The sequence below is a fragment of the Streptomyces sp. T12 genome, from assembly GCF_028736035.1.
In the GTDB taxonomy this organism is placed as follows: Bacteria; Actinomycetota; Actinomycetes; order Streptomycetales; family Streptomycetaceae; genus Streptomyces.
Genome location: NZ_CP117866.1, coordinates 523,660 through 539,565 on the forward strand (window position 1 = coordinate 523,660; position 15,906 = coordinate 539,565).

Below are 15,906 nucleotides of genomic sequence, written 5' to 3' on the forward strand. Positions count from 1 at the left end.
AAGTCGCGCGGCACCATCTCAGGGAGAAGCCATGAACGACCCCCGCCCCCGCACCGTCCTCGTCATAGGCGGCGGCGCGTCCGGCAACGCCGTGACCGTGCTGCTGCAGCGGGCGGGCATCGCTGTGGAACTGATCGAGGCCAAACCCGACTGGAACGTGCTCGGCTCCGGCATCACCCTCCAGGGCAACGCGCTGCGCGTGCTGCGCGAAGTCGGCGTGTGGGACAAGGTCCGGGAGAGCGGTTACGCCGTCGACGCCGTCGGCATGGCCGCGCCCGACGGGACCGTGTTCCACGTCCAGCAGGACTTCCGCACCGGTGGGGACGACCTGCCCTCGATCTTCGGCATGCAGCGACCCCGGCTCCAGGAGATCCTGTGTGAGGCCGTTCTCGAGAGCGGCGCGACGGTACGCCTCGGCACCACCGCCGAGGAGCTGATCCAGGACGCGTCCGGCGTCACCGCCCGGTTCAGCGACGGCACCGAGGGCCGCTACGACCTTGTCATCGCCGCCGACGGCGTCGGCTCCCGCACGCGCGCGATGATCGGCATCAGCGACAAGCCCGAACCGACCGGCATGGCCATCTGGCGCGTCCCCGCGCCCCGCCCCGAGGGCGTGAAGCGCAAGGACCTGTCCTACGGCGGACCGTGCTACATCGCCGGCTACTGCCCCACCAGCAAGGACACCATCTACGCCTACCTCGTCGAGGCCAACCGCGACCGCGCCTCCATCGACCCGGCCTCGTACGCGGACGAGATGCGGCGGCTGGCCGCGCCCTACGGGGGTGCGTGGCCGGAGATCGCCGCGAGCATCACCGACCCCGCCAAGGTCAACTACACCTGGTTCGAGCGGCTGCTCGTCGAGGGCTCCTGGCACCGCGGGCGGGTCGTCCTGATCGGTGACGCGGCCCACGTCTGTCCTCCCACGCTCGCCCAGGGCGCGGCCATGTCGCTGGAGGACGCCTCCGTACTGGCGGAGATGCTGACCGCGGAGCAGGACTGGGGTTCCCTGGACGCTCTCCTGACCGGCTTCTACGAACGCCGGATCGGCCGTGTCCGCATGGTGGTCGAGGCATCCGTGCAACTCGGTCAGTGGCAGATGGACGGCGCCCGTGACGCCGACGCACCCGGCCTGATGGGCCGCACGATGGCAGTCCTTCAGGAGACGCCGTGAACTCCGTGAACCCCGTGAGTCCTCAGACCATCGCACCCACGATCGACGTCCACGCGCACGTCCTGCTCCCGCCGGTCGAGGACGCCGTCGCCGGACACCCCGGGCTGGCCGCGGCCCGCGATCTCGACGCCCGCCGCAACGGCCCCGAGGCCATCGCCGTCAGCGGCCCCATGTTCCAGGACCGCTTCCCGAAGCTGACCGACGTCAAGGCCCGGCTCGCCGCGATGGACGCCTCCGGGGTCGATGTCCAGCTGGTCTCGCCGTCTCCGTCGCACTATCACTACTGGGCCGACGAGGACCTGGCCCGTACGGTGTGGGAACTGGCCAACGAGGGCACCGCCGCGCACATCGCCCAGGCCCCGCAGCGGCTGCACGGCCTCGGCCTCGTCCCGCTCCAGCACCCGGACCTCGCCGTCGAAGCCCTTGAGCACGCCCTCGGCCTGGGCCTGCGCGGTGTCGAGATCTCCAGCCACGCGCCGGGACGCGAACTGTCGGACCCCGCGTACGAACCGTTCTGGACACGGGCCGAGGAAACCGGCGCGATCCTCTTCCTGCACCCCTTCGGCTGCACGCTCGACGAGCGCCTCAACCGGTGGTACCTGTCCAACACCGTCGGCCAGCCGACCGAGAACGCCGTCGCCCTGTCCCATCTGATCTTCTCCGGAGTCCTGGACCGGCACCCGGGGTTGCGCATCGTCGCCGCCCACGGCGGCGGCTATCTGCCCACCCACATCGGCCGCTCCGACCACGCCTGGCTCGCCCGCACCGACACCCGCGGCTGCGTGCACCCGCCCAGCAGCTACCTCAAGCAGCTGTACTTCGATTCCCTTGTCCACGACCCGGACGTCCTGCGCGAGCTGATCCGGGTGGCCGGCCCCGACCGGGTGCTGCTCGGCTCCGACTTCCCCTTCGACATGGGCACCGACGACCCGCTCGGCGCGCTGCGCGACGTCACGGACCTGCCCGCCCCCCACTTCCACGCCGTACGCGGCGGCAACGCTGCAGCGCTGCTCCGCCTTGTCCGAACCGTCCAAACCGTCTGAACTGCACAGAGGAGAACCCCCACCATGAGCACACGTCTGCTCACCCACCTGCGGCACGTCGACCTCGCCGTGCCGGACTATGACAAGCAGCTCGACTTCTACGCCGGCGTCTGGGGCCTGACCAAGGTCGCCGAGGACTCCGGCATCTCCTTCCTGGCCGCCGAGGGCTCCCCCGAGCAGTACATCGTCCGGCTCCGCAAGGCCGAGGAGAAGCGTCTCGACCTCATCTCCTACGGCGCGGCGAACCCGGCCGACGTGGACACGCTCGCCGAGCAACTCCTCGCGGGTGGAGTGCAGTTGATCTCCCAGCCGGGCAAGGTCGACACCCCCGGCGGCGGCTACGGCTTCCGCTTCTTCGACATCGACGGCCGCACCATCGAGGTCTCGGCCGACGTCGAGGCGCGCCGGCACCGTCGTGTCGAGGAGAAGGAGTCCATCCCCGTCCGCCTCTCGCACGTCGTCCTGAACTCCCCCGACATCAACGCCACCCGCACCTGGTACGAGCAGCACCTCGACTTCCGGCTGTCCGACACCATGAACATTCCGCACATGAATGACGTCATGCACTTCATGCGGATCAGCAACCAGCACCACTCCATGGCCATTGCCAGTGGTCCGCACACCTCCCTGCAGCACCTCTCCTTCGAGATGCGCGGCATCGACGAGTACATGCGCGGCTCCGGCCGCGTGATGCGCTCCGGCGCCCGCAAGATCTGGGGCCCCGGGCGGCACATGGCGGGCGACAACACCTTCACGTACTTCCTCGACCCGCACGGCAACACCGTGGAGTACACCACCGAGCTCGAAAAGCTGGACGAGGACACCTGGCACCCGCACATCTACGACCTGACGAAGCCCGAGAACGCCGACCAGTGGGGCACGTCCAACCCGATGAACGAGATGATCGCCAAGGAGATGCACAACGACGTCGACCGCGGCGTCTTCGTCGCTCCGCCGGTCTGACCCCTTGACTCCGGGGGCTCGGCGTACTCCCCCGCCTGCTGTGCCGCCGGGCCCCCGGCCTGTGTCAACCCACCCAGCTCCCTAGGAATGCCATGCGTTTCGCCACGTACGAACAGCACGGCCGCAGCCGTCTCGCCACCGTCGAGGACGACGGCACCCTCTACCCCTGCCCCGGAACGGGGACGCTTCTCGACCTGATCCAGGCCGGTCCCGAGGCACTGCGCGAGGCGGGCAACGCCAGCCTGGACGTGCCGCGCGGCCCGCACGTCTCCCAGGTGCGATTGCTGCCGCCGCTCCAACCGCCGTCCGTACGCGACTTCGTCACGTTCGAGGAGCACGTCGAGGGTGTACGACGCAGCATCGACGGAATCCCGGGCGCCCCCGACGCCTGGTACGACGCGCCCACCTTCTACTTCACCAACCCCTACGCGGTCATCGGCGCTCACGACGACATCCCCGTGCCGCCCGGCAGCCAGGCACTGGACTTCGAACTCGAAGTCGCCGCGGTCATCGGCCGCGAGGGCCGCGACCTCACCCCCGAGCAGGCCCGCGACCACATCATCGGCTACACCATCTACAACGACTGGTCCGCCCGCGACCTCCAGTCCCGCGAGATGCAGGTCAGCCTCGGCCCCTGCAAGGGCAAGGACACGGCCACCACCCTCGGCCCCTACCTCGTCACCGCCGACGAGCTGGAGCCCTACCGCGACAGCGACGGATTCCTGCGGCTGGCGCTGACCGCCGAGATCAACGGCGAGGTCGTCGGCAAGGACCTGCTGTCCAACATGAGCTGGACCTTCGAGGAGATGACCGCCTACGCCTCCCGCGGCACCTGGGTACGCCCCGGCGACGTACTCGGCTCCGGCACCTGCGGCAACGGCGGCTGCCTCGCCGAACTCTGGGGCGTACGCGGCCGCCAGGACCCGCCGCCGCTCAAGCCCGGCGACACCGTCACCCTCACCGTCGAGGGCATCGGCACCGTCTCCAACACCGTGGTACCCGGTGCCCAACCGGTGGCCCTCCCTCGCGCCCGTACGCGCCCGCGAACGCGTCCGTGAACCGCGTGGCGGAGAGCGGGCCGGCCGACAAGGTCGTCGTCACCGGGAACGCGCGCGGCAGGGCACGGTCGAGGCGCCGCCACATCCCACTCCGCCGGGCCGGGCTCCCTGACGAGGTACTACTCAACGCCGTCGTCCTCCTCGCCACCGAGGCGACCTCGTACATCACCTGCGCCGGTCTCGTCGGCGACTGGTCGACGGTGCTGCCCGGCTCCCCCGTTTGACCCGACCGACCTCCGGCCGAGAGGACCCGCACGTGAACAATGTCAGCGCGAGCGACGCCGAGGCGGTCGCCGACATCTCCGACGGGGCCTCACTCGCCGTTGGCGGCTTCGGCCTGTCCGGCATACCGGCCGCCCTCATCGACGCCCTGCACGCCCAGGGCGCCACCAGCCTGAAGGTCGTCTCCAACAACTGCGGCGTAGACGGCCAGGGACTCGGCCTCCTGCTCGCCGACGGCCGCATCAGCCGCGTGACCGGCAGTTACATGGGCGAGAACAAGGAGCTCGCCCGCCAGTACCTCAGCGGCGAGCTGGAGGCCGAACTCGTACCTCAAGGCACCCTGGCCGAGCGGCTACGGGCCGGCGGGGCCGGCATCCCGGCCTTCTACACACCGGCAGGCGTGGGCACACAGGTCGCTGACGGCGGCCTGCCCTGGCGTTACGCGGCGGACGGCAGCATCGCCCTCGCTTCCCCGCAAAGGAGAAGCGCTCCTTCGGCGGCCGCGCGCATGTCCTCGAACACGGCATCACCACCGACTTCGCGCTCGTCCGCGCCTGGCGCGGCGACACTCACGGCAACCTGGTCTTCAACAAGGCCGCCGCCAACTTCAACCCCCTGGCCGCCATGGCCGGCCGCATCACGATCGCCGAGGTCGAGGAACTCGTGGAGCCCGGCGAGCTGCCCCCGACGCGATTCATCTGCCCGGCGTCTTCGTCCAGCGGGTCCTCGCCCTCACGCCCGCGCAGGCCGCCGACAAACCGATCGAACGGCGTTCGATTTCCGCGCCCCAGGCACGAGAGACGGTGCACAGCTGATGTCCTGGACCCGCGACCAGATGGCCGTCCGTGCCGCCGCCGAACTCACCGACGGCTCCTACGTCAACCTCGGCACCGGGCCCTACCCCAGTGAACGCGACGTCGACCCCGACCTCATCAACGCCGGAATGATCCGCGGCGGCCACATCGACACCGCCGTGCTCGGTGCCATGCAGGTCTCCGCGACCGGCGACCTCGCCAACTGGATGATCCCCGGAAAGATGATCAAGGGCATGGGCGGTGCCATGGACCTCGTCCACGGCGCCCGCCGCGTCATCGTCCTCATGGATCACACCGCCAAGGACGGCAGCCCCAAGATCCTCGACGAGCGCACCCTGCCCCTCACGGGCCAGGCCTGCGTCCACCGCGTCATCACCGCCGCCACCGCCGCGAATCTGCACACCGCCGCTTGAGGCAGGTCAACGACGACCAAGGCTGAGGAACCCACCATGAAGAAACTTCCCGCCAAACGCGGCCGCGTCGCCGTGATCGGTGCCGGACCCGGTGGCATGGCCGCCGCACTGTCTGTCCATCAGGCCGGCCACGACGTCGTACTGTTCGAGCGCTACCCGCACGCCAGACCCGCCGGCAACATCCTCAACCTGTGGCCGCCCCCCATCAAAGCGCTCGGGCTCCTCGGAGTGAACACCGAGGACCTGGGTGCGCCCTGTACGTCCGAGTTCCGCAACGCCCGCGGCCGCCGCCGGGTCCGCGCGGCCCTTCCGGAGCAGGTGGTCCGCGACTACGGCGGCGGCTTCGTCGGCCTGCTGCGCCCCGAGTTGTACGAGCGGCTGCTCGACGCGCTGCCCAAGGGAGTCCTGCAGGTCAACCACACGGTGGAGCGCGTCGAGCAGGACGAGAGCGGTGTTCGACTGCACCTCGCGGACGGACGAGTCCACGAGGCGGACCTCGTGATCGGCGCGGACGGCATCGATTCCCTGGTCCGCCGCACTCTGTGGGGCGACAGCCCCAAGCGCGAGCACAACCTGCACATCTTCGGCGGCTACACCTTCGACGACAGCGTCGAGACCGAGCCCGGGATGTGCGTCCTCTCCCACACCCGCACGGTGCAGGGCAGTTGGACCGCCATCCGCGACAAGGGACGTGACGGCCACCAGTGGTGGGTACTCGAAGCGTTCGACGCAAGCCGGGAATTCACCGGGGACCCGCACTCGACCGCGACCAGCCTCGGTCAGGCCTTCGCCCGTCCGCTCCCCCAGCTGATCGCCGCGACCGACCCCGCACTCGTTCAGCGCTGGGTGATCCGCGACCGCAAGCCGCTGAAGCAGTGGTCCAAGGGCCGCGCCACCCTTGTCGGCGACGCCGCTCATCCCACCTCCCCGTATGCCGGGTACGGCGCCGGTATGGCCACCGAGGACGGCTATTTCATCGGCCGCCGACTGGCAGGGGTGGACCTGGGCGACTACGCCGCTGTCCGCCAGGCACTCGACGCCTTCGAGGCCCCCCGCAAGCCGCACACCGCCCGGCAGTCCAAGCACGCCTACGCCCTCGGGCAGGTCTTCCATCACGCGCCGCGCGCTCTGCAACCGATCCGGGACGCGATCCTGGACCGCACCCCGCTGATGCAGAAGGTGGTCGGTGACTCCACCCCCCTATCGATCCTCTCTCAGCTCGGTGAGATCGACCGGGCCGAAGCCCGCTTCACCGCGCTCCTCGGCCTCGGCGAGACACACGACACCGCTTCCTGAACCACGTGGCTGGGGCCGCGCCCGGTGGGGCTGACGCTGCCCAGAACAGCAGGCCGCCCGACGCACGCCCCGGCACAGAACGCCAAGCGTTCATCGGGAAGTCGAGAACAACCTCCCCTACGCTCCACGACCGTCGGTCAACGCATCGCTGGGATCCGCTCGGAGGTGGCCGAGCGCAGACCGGGATCGCCGCCGACAACTCGGCCACCAGCCGGGTCGCGGGTACGCCGAGCACCACGGCGATCGAGAACAGTGTGTCCACCATGGGACTGCCCGCGCCCTGCACCAGATTCGAGAGCGCCTGCTTCGCCAGCCTCGCCTGCCCGGCCAACTCCGCAAGGGACAAGCCCCGTTGCCTACCCCCGTGGCTCCAGGAGGCAGGGTCCTTGGTGAACCTATTCCGTCAGCGTGTCCATCGCACGGTCGAGCAGTACGGCCAGGGGAACGGCGCCCCCGCAGGCCACCCAGCCCGTCGCGGCCGCATCCAGACAGGCGAGCGCGGCCCCGGAAAGCGCGTTCGGCCCGACCTCCTCCGGCTGGTCGGCGCTGACGCCCAGCCGCCGGGCGATCTCCGGCTCCAGCATCGCCTGCCAGCTCAGCTGCTTCTCGAAGTGCCGGGCGCGCAATGACGGAGTCTCCTGGAGCATGCGCAGATAGCTGAGTGTCTGCTCGGGCGCCTGCTCGTTCGCCTGCGTGAGGACGTCGAACGCCCTGCGCAGCGCCTCCCAGGGACGCTCGGTGTCAGGGCGGGCGGCGAACGCCTCCGCGATCTGACGGCCGGTCTCCTCCAAGCCCTGCAGGACCATGTCTTCTTTGGTGCCGAAGTACCGGAACAGGCTGGCACGCGACAGCCCGACCTCGCCGGCGATCTGGTCGACGGTCGTCCCGTCGAATCCCTGCTCGATGAAGAGCCGGAGCGCGACCTCGACGACTTCCTTCCGGACCGTCGCGCGCATACGCTCCCGCAGGCCGGGCGGTTTGGCTGCGGACTGGGCGGAAGTGCGGGCGGAGTCGGTCATGAGTAAAGAATACAACAGCGGCTCAATCTGATACTGAGCATCAGAAACATGGGCTCCCGGCGGCCACACCGAGGGTCCACTTGACCCGGAGGACCTGCTCGGCCGCACCCAGTCCGTCCTCGGGGACGGCAGCGCTTACGACGGAACCCTGGGCCGCGAGCAGGGAACGTGACGGTGGCCGCAGGCCCGCTCACCGCTCCCCGGCCGGGCGGACCGGCCGCGCCGAGGTCGGCGGCGACGCCGGCACCTGCCCCGAAAAGTTGACCCTCCTCGCACCACACACCCCCGTCATGTTTTCTGCGGTCCCGCAAGGGGGCCGCTGCCCTCCGGGCCCGGCATGACTCTGCCCCCTGTCGAGCGGATGACTCTGGGCGCGCTCGAGGGTGGGCGAACTCCACCCATCTCGTACCTATAACCCACGGATGAGGCCTGGCCCGACTGGGGTTCCGGTCGATGGTCAGGCGGCTGGACGGCCACCGGTGACAGAAGGGGAGGATGACCGCCCCGTGCCCGCCTGGCCCTTCCCGTCACCCCGACGGGAAGGGCCTACAGTGCGCCGAGGGCCGCCCGGGACACTTCGGGAGCCGCGAGTGGCCCCTGACCACCGAGCCCGCCTTCATGTCTGCGGGCTGCCGCCCGAACCATCCACCTCGTCACGGATCGGCCCGCAGCGTCTCGCTGCCGCGCGGCGGCTTCAGGCCGCGGCGCCCTCGGCCTCGGCGGAGACCGCCGCCCACTCCTCCCAGGTCTTCAGCCGTTCGGCGTAGGCCTGGGGGACGAGGTGGAGGGGGGCGGTGCCGAAGAAGACGCGCAGGGGCGGGTTGTCGGCGTCGACGATCTTCAGCAGGGCGGGGCCGGTTGCGGTGGGGTCGCCGGACTTGACGTCGCTCCAGGCGGCGGCGACGGCGGTGCGCAGGTCGTCGTAGGCGGGCAGTTGCGTGGCGAAGGTGGCGGAGGCGCCGGCCCAGTCGGTTTCGAAGCCGCCGGGCTCGACGAGGGTGACCTTGATGCCGAAGCCGGCGACCTCCTGGGCGAGGGCCTCGGTCAGGCCTTCCAGGGCCCACTTGGAGGCGTTGTAGCCGCCCAGGTTGGGGAAGGAGACGACGCCGCCGACCGTGGAGATCTGCACGATGTGGCCGCTGCCCTGGGCCCGTAGGAGGGGCAGGGCGGCCTGGGTGACCCACAGGGCGCCGTAGAAGTTGGTCTCCATCTGGCCGCGGACCTGCTGTTCCGTCAGCTCCTCGACCGCGCCGAACAGGCCGTGTCCGGCGTTGTTGACGATCACGTCCAGGCGGCCGAAGTGCTCGTGCGCCCGCTGGACGGCCTCGAATGCGGCGGCCTTGTCGGTGACGTCCAGCTTCAGCGGCAGGACCGCCTCACCGTGGGTGGCCACCAGATCCGCCAGGGAGTCGGTGTTGCGGGCGGTGGCCGCGACCTTGTCACCGCGCTCCAGGGCCGCCTGGACGAACTGGCGGCCGAAGCCGCGCGAGGAACCGGTGACGAACCAGATCTTGCTCATGAGGACACTCCCGTTCGAAACGAACTTGCAATACGAGACTCTAGGTTCTGTTGATACTCAGTATCAAGTAGTTCCTCTGTAGATTCTTGAGCATGAGTAACTCCGCACACCTTCGACACAGCTCCCGGCCAAGCCGTCGAGCCTGCGTGGCACATGCGAGCGACGGCTCAGGCAGAGGTGACCGAAGTAGCGATCCGGCTCTCGACCACCCCGCTGCTGCCCGGCATCGGCACCCTGCACGACCTGCGACGCGCTCACTCGCCGGGCTTCCGCTCCGTGCGCGTGGCCACCCACTGCACCGAGGCCGACATCTCCGCCCAGCACATCGCCGCGGCCCGCGGGCTGGGCATGGATGTGGCGGGCTTCCTGATGATGTCCCACTGCCCGAACCCGCCGAACTGGCCCGCCAGGCCATGCTGATGGAGTCCTGCGGCGCCACTGCGTCTACGTCACCGACTCCGGGGGGGCCGCCTCACCATGGACGGCGTACGCGACCGTCTGCGCGCCTACCGCGACCTCTTCGACCCGGCCACCGGCCTCGGGATCCACGCCCACCACAACCTGGCCCTCGGCGTCGCCAACACCGCCGTCGCCGTCGAGCACGAGGTGACGCGCTTGGACGCTCCTTGGCGGGGCAGGGCGCGGGTGCCGGCAACTGCCCGCTGGAGGCGTTCATCGCGATCGCCGGCCTGATGGGTCCGCCGCCTCCAGCGCGTCGACCGGGAATCCCAAACGCCGATCCCGCCGCCTGGCTCGCCGAGGCCCGCGACCACTGCCCGGTGTCCCAGCCGTGCCCCGGACCCGCCCGACCACACGGCACTGCGCTCGTCTCAGTCGCTGGTTCGCTCCCGCCGTGCTCCGCAAGCAGGAAGCACGCGCCTGTGACATCGTGACCGACGTCCTCGACGGACAGGCCACTCCCGATGACCTTCGGCTACGGCATCCATAGCTGCCTCGGCGCACCACTGGCCCGGTTGGAGTCCCGCCTCGTCCTGGAACAGTTGCTGGAGCGCTTCCCCGAACTGCGGCTCGCTCCCGGCTATCACCGTGAGCCCGCTCCGGGCCGGCTCATGGTCCGCCGCCCGGCTCGGCTCGACGTCGTGCCCGGATCTGAGCGGGGCTTCTCCCGAGGACGGCGCCGTACTCATCGGCTACGGCGCGCTCGGCAGGCCGGAAGACCGTCGCCCGCCACGAGGGCGTCGGCCGGGCCGCGGAGCAGCTCAGGGCCGGACAGCCGACGCTCACCACGCGATCAGCCGGCACGGTCATCGAGGGGGTGTGCTTGCCCGCAGGACGACGTTCGTGTCGACCGGTACGATCCGCGAGGAGTCGTCGTCGGAGAGCGCGAGTTCCATCGCACGGAGCCCGACCTGCTGCAGAGGAACGTTCACGGACGTCAGCTCTGGGACGACGTCCACCGCCGGGCCGATGTCGTCGAAACCGGCGACGGCGATGTCCCGGCCAGGGACAAGCCCGGCGTCGCGGAACGCGGTCATCACGCCGATCGCCATGACGTCGCTGACCGCGAAGACGAGTTCCGTGCCGTCCAGTCCCCGCCGGACGAGCTCCCGGGCCGCCGCACACCCCCCTCGGCGACTGAACTCGGCTTCGACCACCAGCCGCTCGTCGACGTCGATGCCGAACTCGCGCAGGCCCTCCACGAAACCGCTGCACCGGTCACGGGACGTCCTGAGGCCGGTCTCCGCCCGGACCACCGCAAGCCGCCGGTAGCCGAGCCCTACCAGCGCGCGGGCAAGCTGCCGCGCTCCGCCGTAGTTGTCGATGCTGACGGTGTGGAACGGCAGGTCGTGCTGGCTGATCAGGACTACGCTGCCGCCCGCTTCCCGGTAGGCGTGGAGCTCCTCGACGAGTGCGTCGCGGGTATCGGCGCCGTCGACGCGGCTGCCGGTCATGATGATGACGCGGGGGCGCATGCCGCGCAGCGTCCCGACGATCTGGAGTTCCCGCTCCGGGGAGCGGTCCGCGACCGCCATGGTCACGATGAGTCCGGCGGCCTCGGCTGCCTGCGTCACACCTGCCGCGATGGAGGAGAAGTACGGGTCGTCGACACCGCTGACGACCAGCGCGGCGATGTTCGTCGAACCCCGCGCGATCGCCTGGGCGGACAGGTGCGGTGCGTAGTCCAGTTCCGCGGCCGCGGCGAGCACACGGTCGACGTTCTCCTGCCGGACGTTGCGGACGCTGCCGTTGAGCACCCGCGACGCCGTCGCCTGTGAGACGCCCGCTGTCCGCGCCACATCATGCAGGGTCACCTGGCGCCCCTCGGATACGGCCTCCCCGCGACGCCGTACAGGCGCTGCCGCTCCCTCTTCCATGCCGCACATTGTGCACCGGGCCGCCCAGCGCCTGGAAGTCGCGGAATCACTACCGACGGTCACTCTCTAGGCCGGTGCGCTTACTGCGCCGCACATGCCTTGAGGAATCCAACCGGGCCGACGCGACCACCCTCCAGCCGGGCGACCGTATCCCGAGTCGGTCACCGGCACTTTCGTCCACACCTCCCCGGCCTGGCCGGGGATATCCTCGGATAACGTCGACGGCGGCTCGTTTTCGTGGTGCGGAAGGGACGGCGCGATGCCCCATTCAGCCAGGCCGACCGTCACCCTGCGTGACGTGGCGGCGGCCGCCGGTGTGTCGGTTTCGACCGCGTCGCGAGTGCTGGGCGGCAGTTCCCGGACGGTCGCGGAGGAATACAGGCAGCGGGTCGTCTCCGCCGCGGCCGCGTTGCGCTACACCGCGGACGCCGCGGCCCGGGCGATGCGGCGCGCGAACGACTCGATCGCGGTCGTCGGCGACGATCTCACGACCCCGTCGATGGGAATGGTCGCCGCGGCGATGGAACGGCGAGCGCGCGACGCAGGTGCGTTCGTGACCGTCTCGTCGACCCACGGCACCGCCGAGCGGCAGCTCGAAACCGTCCGGTTGCAGCGTGCTCTGCGGCCGCGCGCGCTCATTCTGACCTCGAGCCGCCTCGACACGAACGCCCTCGGCGGGCGCCTGCTCGACGAGTTGCTCGGCTACGAACGCGAGGGCGGCCGGGTAGTGATCGTCGGTGACACCGACATGCCGTTCGACTCCATCAGCTTCGACAATCACGGCCCCGCGAAGGAATTGGCCACCTACGTCGCCGGGGCGGGGCACCGGCACGTGACGATCCTCGCCGGCGCGCGCGGGCAGGGGAACGTCTCGGCCCGCACCGCGGGCTTCATCGCCGGGCTCCGCGACGGCGGGGTCGAGGAGCGGCACATCCGGATCTCGCACTGCGCGGTGAGCCGCCAAGGGGGGTTCGACGCGGCGCGGCGGCTGATCGCCGAGGGGCTGGAGCCGCCCCACGCGGTTCTCGCCGCCAACGACACCATCGCCATCGGCGCGATGTCCGCCTTCCGTACTGCCGGGGTGGCGGTGCCGGACGAGGTCTCGGTGACCGGTTTCGACGACATCGAGCTCGCGATCGACGTGACACCGCGGCTGACGACCGTGTCGTTGCCGCTGGCGCAGGCAGGTGCCGAGGCGGTCCGCCTCGCGCTCGCGGACCGCACGGAAGCAGAGCATCTGATGATGCGCGGGCAGGTCGTGGTGCGCGACAGCATGGCGATCCGCGTCGTCTGAACCGCCCTGAGCCGATCACTCCCGCCGATGTGCACAGCGCCTTCGGGCCACCAGAACCTGCCACGTCAAAGCCGCATTTTTACCCGCTGACCGACGCTTGACGCCTTCGATCACGGACGGGCACACTGCGCGGAATACGATTTCCCGCTGCGAAAAGACTCCTCCACCGGGCGGGCCCCGCCTCTGCGATCCACACGACGGCCCCCGCACCGAGTCTCAGTGCAAGCCACACCCACACCCGCACTCCCTCCCAGGAGGATCTCCGTGCACAACGTCATAGGACTGCCTGACAGGCACATCAGACGGTTGGCGGCCCTGGCCGCCCTGCTCATGGGACTGGCCCTGCTGACCGGCCGAGCACTGTCGCCCGCGTACGCCGCCACCAACACGGCGATCACCGTCGACGGCACCAGCGCAGGACGCACCTTCGACGGCGTCGGCGCGATCAGCGGCGGCGGTGGCAACACCCGCCTCCTGGTCGACTACCCGGCCACCCAGCGCAACCAGATCCTGGACTACCTGTTCAAGCCCGGTTACGGCGCCGCCCTCCAGATCCTCAAGGTCGAAATCGGCGGGGACGTCAATTCCACCGACGGCTCCGAGATCAGCTTCGAGCACACAAAGGGCGACATCGACTGCAACGCCGGCTACGAGTGGTGGGTGATGGAGCAGGCCAAGGCCCGCAACCCCGGCATCAAGCTCTTTGCCCTGGCATGGGGCGCCCCCGGCTGGATCGGCAACGGCAACTTCTACACGCAGGACGGCATCGACTACATGATCGACTGGCTGGGCTGCGCCAAGCAGCACGGCCTGACCATCGACTACATCGGCGGCCGGAACGAGAAGACGTACAGCGCCTGGTTCTACCAGACCCTGAAGTCCGCCATGGCGGCGAACGGCTACGCCTCGACCAAGCTGGTCGGCGGCGACGAGACCGTCTGGAACATCGCCACCGGCATGAAGAACAGCAGCACCCTTTACAACGCCGTGGACGTCGCCGGCGCGCACTACCCCTGCACGTACCAGTCCGCGATGACCACCTGTTCCTCCTCCGCCGACGCCCAGTCGCTGGGCAAGCCGATCTGGGCCAGCGAGAACGGCTCGGAGAACGCCGAGACAGGGGCGGCCCCGGTCGCCCGTGCCATCAACCGCGGCTACCTCGACGCCAAGATGAGCGCGTACATCAACTGGCCCATGGTGGCCTCCGACTATCAGAACCTCTTCTTCCACGACCAGGGCCTGATCACGGCCAACCAGCCGTGGTCCGGCGCCTACAGCGTGTCTCGCACGGCCTGGTCCATCGCCCAGACCACGCAGTTCACCTCGCCCGGCTGGAAGTACCTCGACACCGCCTCCGGCTACCTCGGCGGCGACCGTGCCAACGGCAGCTACGTCAGCTACGCGGCGCCCGACAAGAGCGCCTGGAGCACCGTCTACGAGACCCTGGACGCCACCGCGTCCCAGACGGTCACCTTCGACGTCGCCGGCGGCCTGCCCGGCGGGGCCCTGCACGTGTGGTCCACCGACCTGTCGCAGCCCGGCGGCGCCACCCCACGCATGGTGCGGGGCAGCGACCTGACCGCCGTCGGCGGCACGTACACCCTCACCCTGGAACCCGGTCGGGTCTACACCGTGACCACCACCGCCGGTCAGGGCGCCGGAACGACCACCACGCCCACCCGCAACCGGCTCTCCATGCCGTACTCGGACTCCTTCGCGGGATACAGCACCGGGCAGGAGGCGAAGTACTTCGCCTCGATGAACGGCGCCTTTCAGGCCGCCCCCTGCACCGGGGGCCGTAGCGGCCAGTGCCTGCGCCAGACCGCACCGATGAAGCCGATCATCTGGTGGGCGCCGGCCTCGAACGACGTCCAGCCCTACACCCTCATGGGCGACATCGGCTGGAGCAACTACACGGTCAGCTCCGACGTGCTGCTGGAGAAGAGCGGCAGCTCCGCCGAACTCCTCGGCCGCGTCGGCACCCAGACGAAGTTCAGCACCGGGCTGAACGCCTACCACCTGCGCCTGTCCGACACCGGAGCCTGGTCGCTGCTGAAGACCGGCACCACCGGCACCAATTCGTGGAACTGGACCACCCTGGCAAGCGGTACCGTCACCGCGCCCGGCACGGGCACCTGGCACAAGCTGGCCCTGACCTTCCAGGACAGCACGATCACCGCCAAGATCGACGGGACCACCGTCGGCACGGTCACCGACACGAGCTATGGTGCGGGCCTGGTCGGCCTGGGCACGGCCGGCTACTACCCCGTCGAGTACTCCAACCTGTCCGTCACCCACGAAACCGTCCCGGACCTGTCCGGTACCTACAAGATCGTCAGTGTCGGCAGCGGCAAGGCGCTCACCGCCTCCAACGGTGGAACCAGCGACGGCACGCCCATCGTCCAGAAGACCGACCAGAACAGCGGCAGCCAGCAGTGGAGGCTGGCCTATGCCAGCGGCGGCTACCTCAGCATCACAGGTGTCACCAGCGGCAAGGCCCTCGACATCAACGCGGCTTCCACCTGGCCCGGCACCCAGTTGCAGCTGGGGACTTCCAGCGGGAGCGTCAGCCAGCAATGGCTGATCGCCCCGGCCGGCAGCGGCACCTACACCATCGAGTCCCGGTCGAACGGCTACAAGGCCGACGTGTACAAGGCGCAGACCACCGACGGCACGCCGATCGACCAGTGGTACACCAACGGCAGCAACAACCAGCGATGGAAGCTGGTCAAGGTCTCGTGACCGACTGAGCACCCG

13 protein-coding genes and 3 pseudogenes are annotated in these 15,906 nt (G+C 69.8%); 12 read left to right on the forward strand and 4 right to left on the reverse strand.

Annotated features, from left to right (window positions below):
- Positions 1-31: 31 nt before the first annotated feature.
- From PBV52_RS02400 to PBV52_RS02435, 8 genes and pseudogenes are all read left to right on the forward strand, one after another.
- Positions 32-1,171 (forward strand): FAD-dependent oxidoreductase, encoded by a 1,140-nt coding sequence (locus PBV52_RS02400; protein ID WP_274236586.1) that lies wholly within the window; start codon positions 32-34, stop codon positions 1,169-1,171.
- The gene (locus tag PBV52_RS02405) at positions 1,168-2,214 is read left to right on the forward strand and encodes an amidohydrolase family protein (RefSeq protein ID WP_274236587.1); all 1,047 of its coding nucleotides are present in this window, start codon (positions 1,168-1,170) and stop codon (positions 2,212-2,214) included. The genes PBV52_RS02400 and PBV52_RS02405 overlap by 4 nt, the downstream gene beginning before the upstream one ends.
- A 24-nt stretch (positions 2,215-2,238) precedes the next feature.
- The gene (locus PBV52_RS02410) at positions 2,239-3,177 is read left to right on the forward strand and encodes a VOC family protein (protein ID WP_274236588.1); all 939 of its coding nucleotides are present in this window, start codon (positions 2,239-2,241) and stop codon (positions 3,175-3,177) included.
- A gap of 92 nt (positions 3,178-3,269) precedes the next feature.
- Positions 3,270-4,235: a fumarylacetoacetate hydrolase family protein gene (locus tag PBV52_RS02415; RefSeq protein ID WP_274236589.1), complete on the forward strand. Its 966-nt coding sequence runs from the start codon at positions 3,270-3,272 to the stop codon at positions 4,233-4,235.
- 5 nt (positions 4,236-4,240) lie between these two features.
- Positions 4,241-4,459, forward strand: a complete 219-nt coding sequence (locus tag PBV52_RS02420) for a hypothetical protein (protein WP_274236590.1) — start codon at positions 4,241-4,243, stop codon at positions 4,457-4,459.
- Positions 4,460-4,491: 32 nt separating this feature from the next.
- A pseudogene (locus tag PBV52_RS02425) lies at positions 4,492-5,272 on the forward strand (CoA transferase subunit A).
- Positions 5,272-5,685, forward strand: coding sequence for a CoA-transferase (locus PBV52_RS02430; RefSeq protein WP_274236591.1), 414 nt, complete (start codon positions 5,272-5,274; stop codon positions 5,683-5,685). The pseudogene PBV52_RS02425 and the gene PBV52_RS02430 overlap by 1 nt, the downstream one beginning before the upstream one ends.
- A 36-nt stretch (positions 5,686-5,721) precedes the next feature.
- A complete protein-coding gene (locus tag PBV52_RS02435; RefSeq protein ID WP_274236592.1) occupies positions 5,722-6,981 on the forward strand; it encodes an NAD(P)/FAD-dependent oxidoreductase in 1,260 nt (419 codons plus the stop codon).
- Here PBV52_RS02435 and PBV52_RS02440 read toward each other — a convergent pair.
- From PBV52_RS02440 to PBV52_RS02450, 3 genes are all read right to left on the reverse strand, one after another.
- Positions 6,935-7,327, reverse strand: coding sequence for a helix-turn-helix domain-containing protein (locus PBV52_RS02440; RefSeq protein ID WP_274236593.1), 393 nt, complete (start codon positions 7,325-7,327; stop codon positions 6,935-6,937). The genes PBV52_RS02435 and PBV52_RS02440 overlap by 47 nt on opposite strands.
- 49 nt (positions 7,328-7,376) lie before the next feature.
- Entirely contained in the window at positions 7,377-8,000 is a 624-nt protein-coding gene (locus PBV52_RS02445) for a TetR/AcrR family transcriptional regulator (RefSeq protein ID WP_274236594.1), read from the reverse strand.
- Between the two features lie 694 nt (positions 8,001-8,694).
- Entirely contained in the window at positions 8,695-9,519 is an 825-nt protein-coding gene (locus tag PBV52_RS02450; protein ID WP_274236595.1) for an SDR family oxidoreductase, read from the reverse strand.
- A 204-nt stretch (positions 9,520-9,723) separates the two neighbouring features.
- On the opposite strand from PBV52_RS02450, the pseudogene PBV52_RS02455 reads away from it, so the two are divergent.
- A pseudogene (locus PBV52_RS02455) lies at positions 9,724-10,217 on the forward strand (4-hydroxy-2-oxovalerate aldolase); the annotation flags it as partial.
- 225 nt (positions 10,218-10,442) lie between these two features.
- A pseudogene (locus PBV52_RS02460) lies at positions 10,443-10,565 on the forward strand (cytochrome P450); the annotation flags it as partial.
- A 219-nt stretch (positions 10,566-10,784) separates the two neighbouring features.
- Here the strand turns inward: PBV52_RS02460 and PBV52_RS02465 are convergent.
- Positions 10,785-11,792 carry a LacI family DNA-binding transcriptional regulator gene (locus PBV52_RS02465; RefSeq protein WP_274236596.1) on the reverse strand — a complete coding sequence of 336 codons (1,008 nt, stop codon included), beginning with the start codon at positions 11,790-11,792 and terminating at the stop codon, positions 10,785-10,787.
- Between the two features lie 361 nt (positions 11,793-12,153).
- Here PBV52_RS02465 and PBV52_RS02470 point away from each other — a divergent pair, with 361 nt between their 5' ends.
- Positions 12,154-13,149, forward strand: a complete 996-nt coding sequence (locus PBV52_RS02470; RefSeq protein WP_274236597.1) for a LacI family DNA-binding transcriptional regulator — start codon at positions 12,154-12,156, stop codon at positions 13,147-13,149.
- A gap of 264 nt (positions 13,150-13,413) precedes the next feature.
- The gene (locus tag PBV52_RS02475; RefSeq protein WP_274236598.1) at positions 13,414-15,891 is read left to right on the forward strand and encodes an RICIN domain-containing protein; all 2,478 of its coding nucleotides are present in this window, start codon (positions 13,414-13,416) and stop codon (positions 15,889-15,891) included.
- The last annotated feature ends 15 nt before the right edge of the window (positions 15,892-15,906 follow it).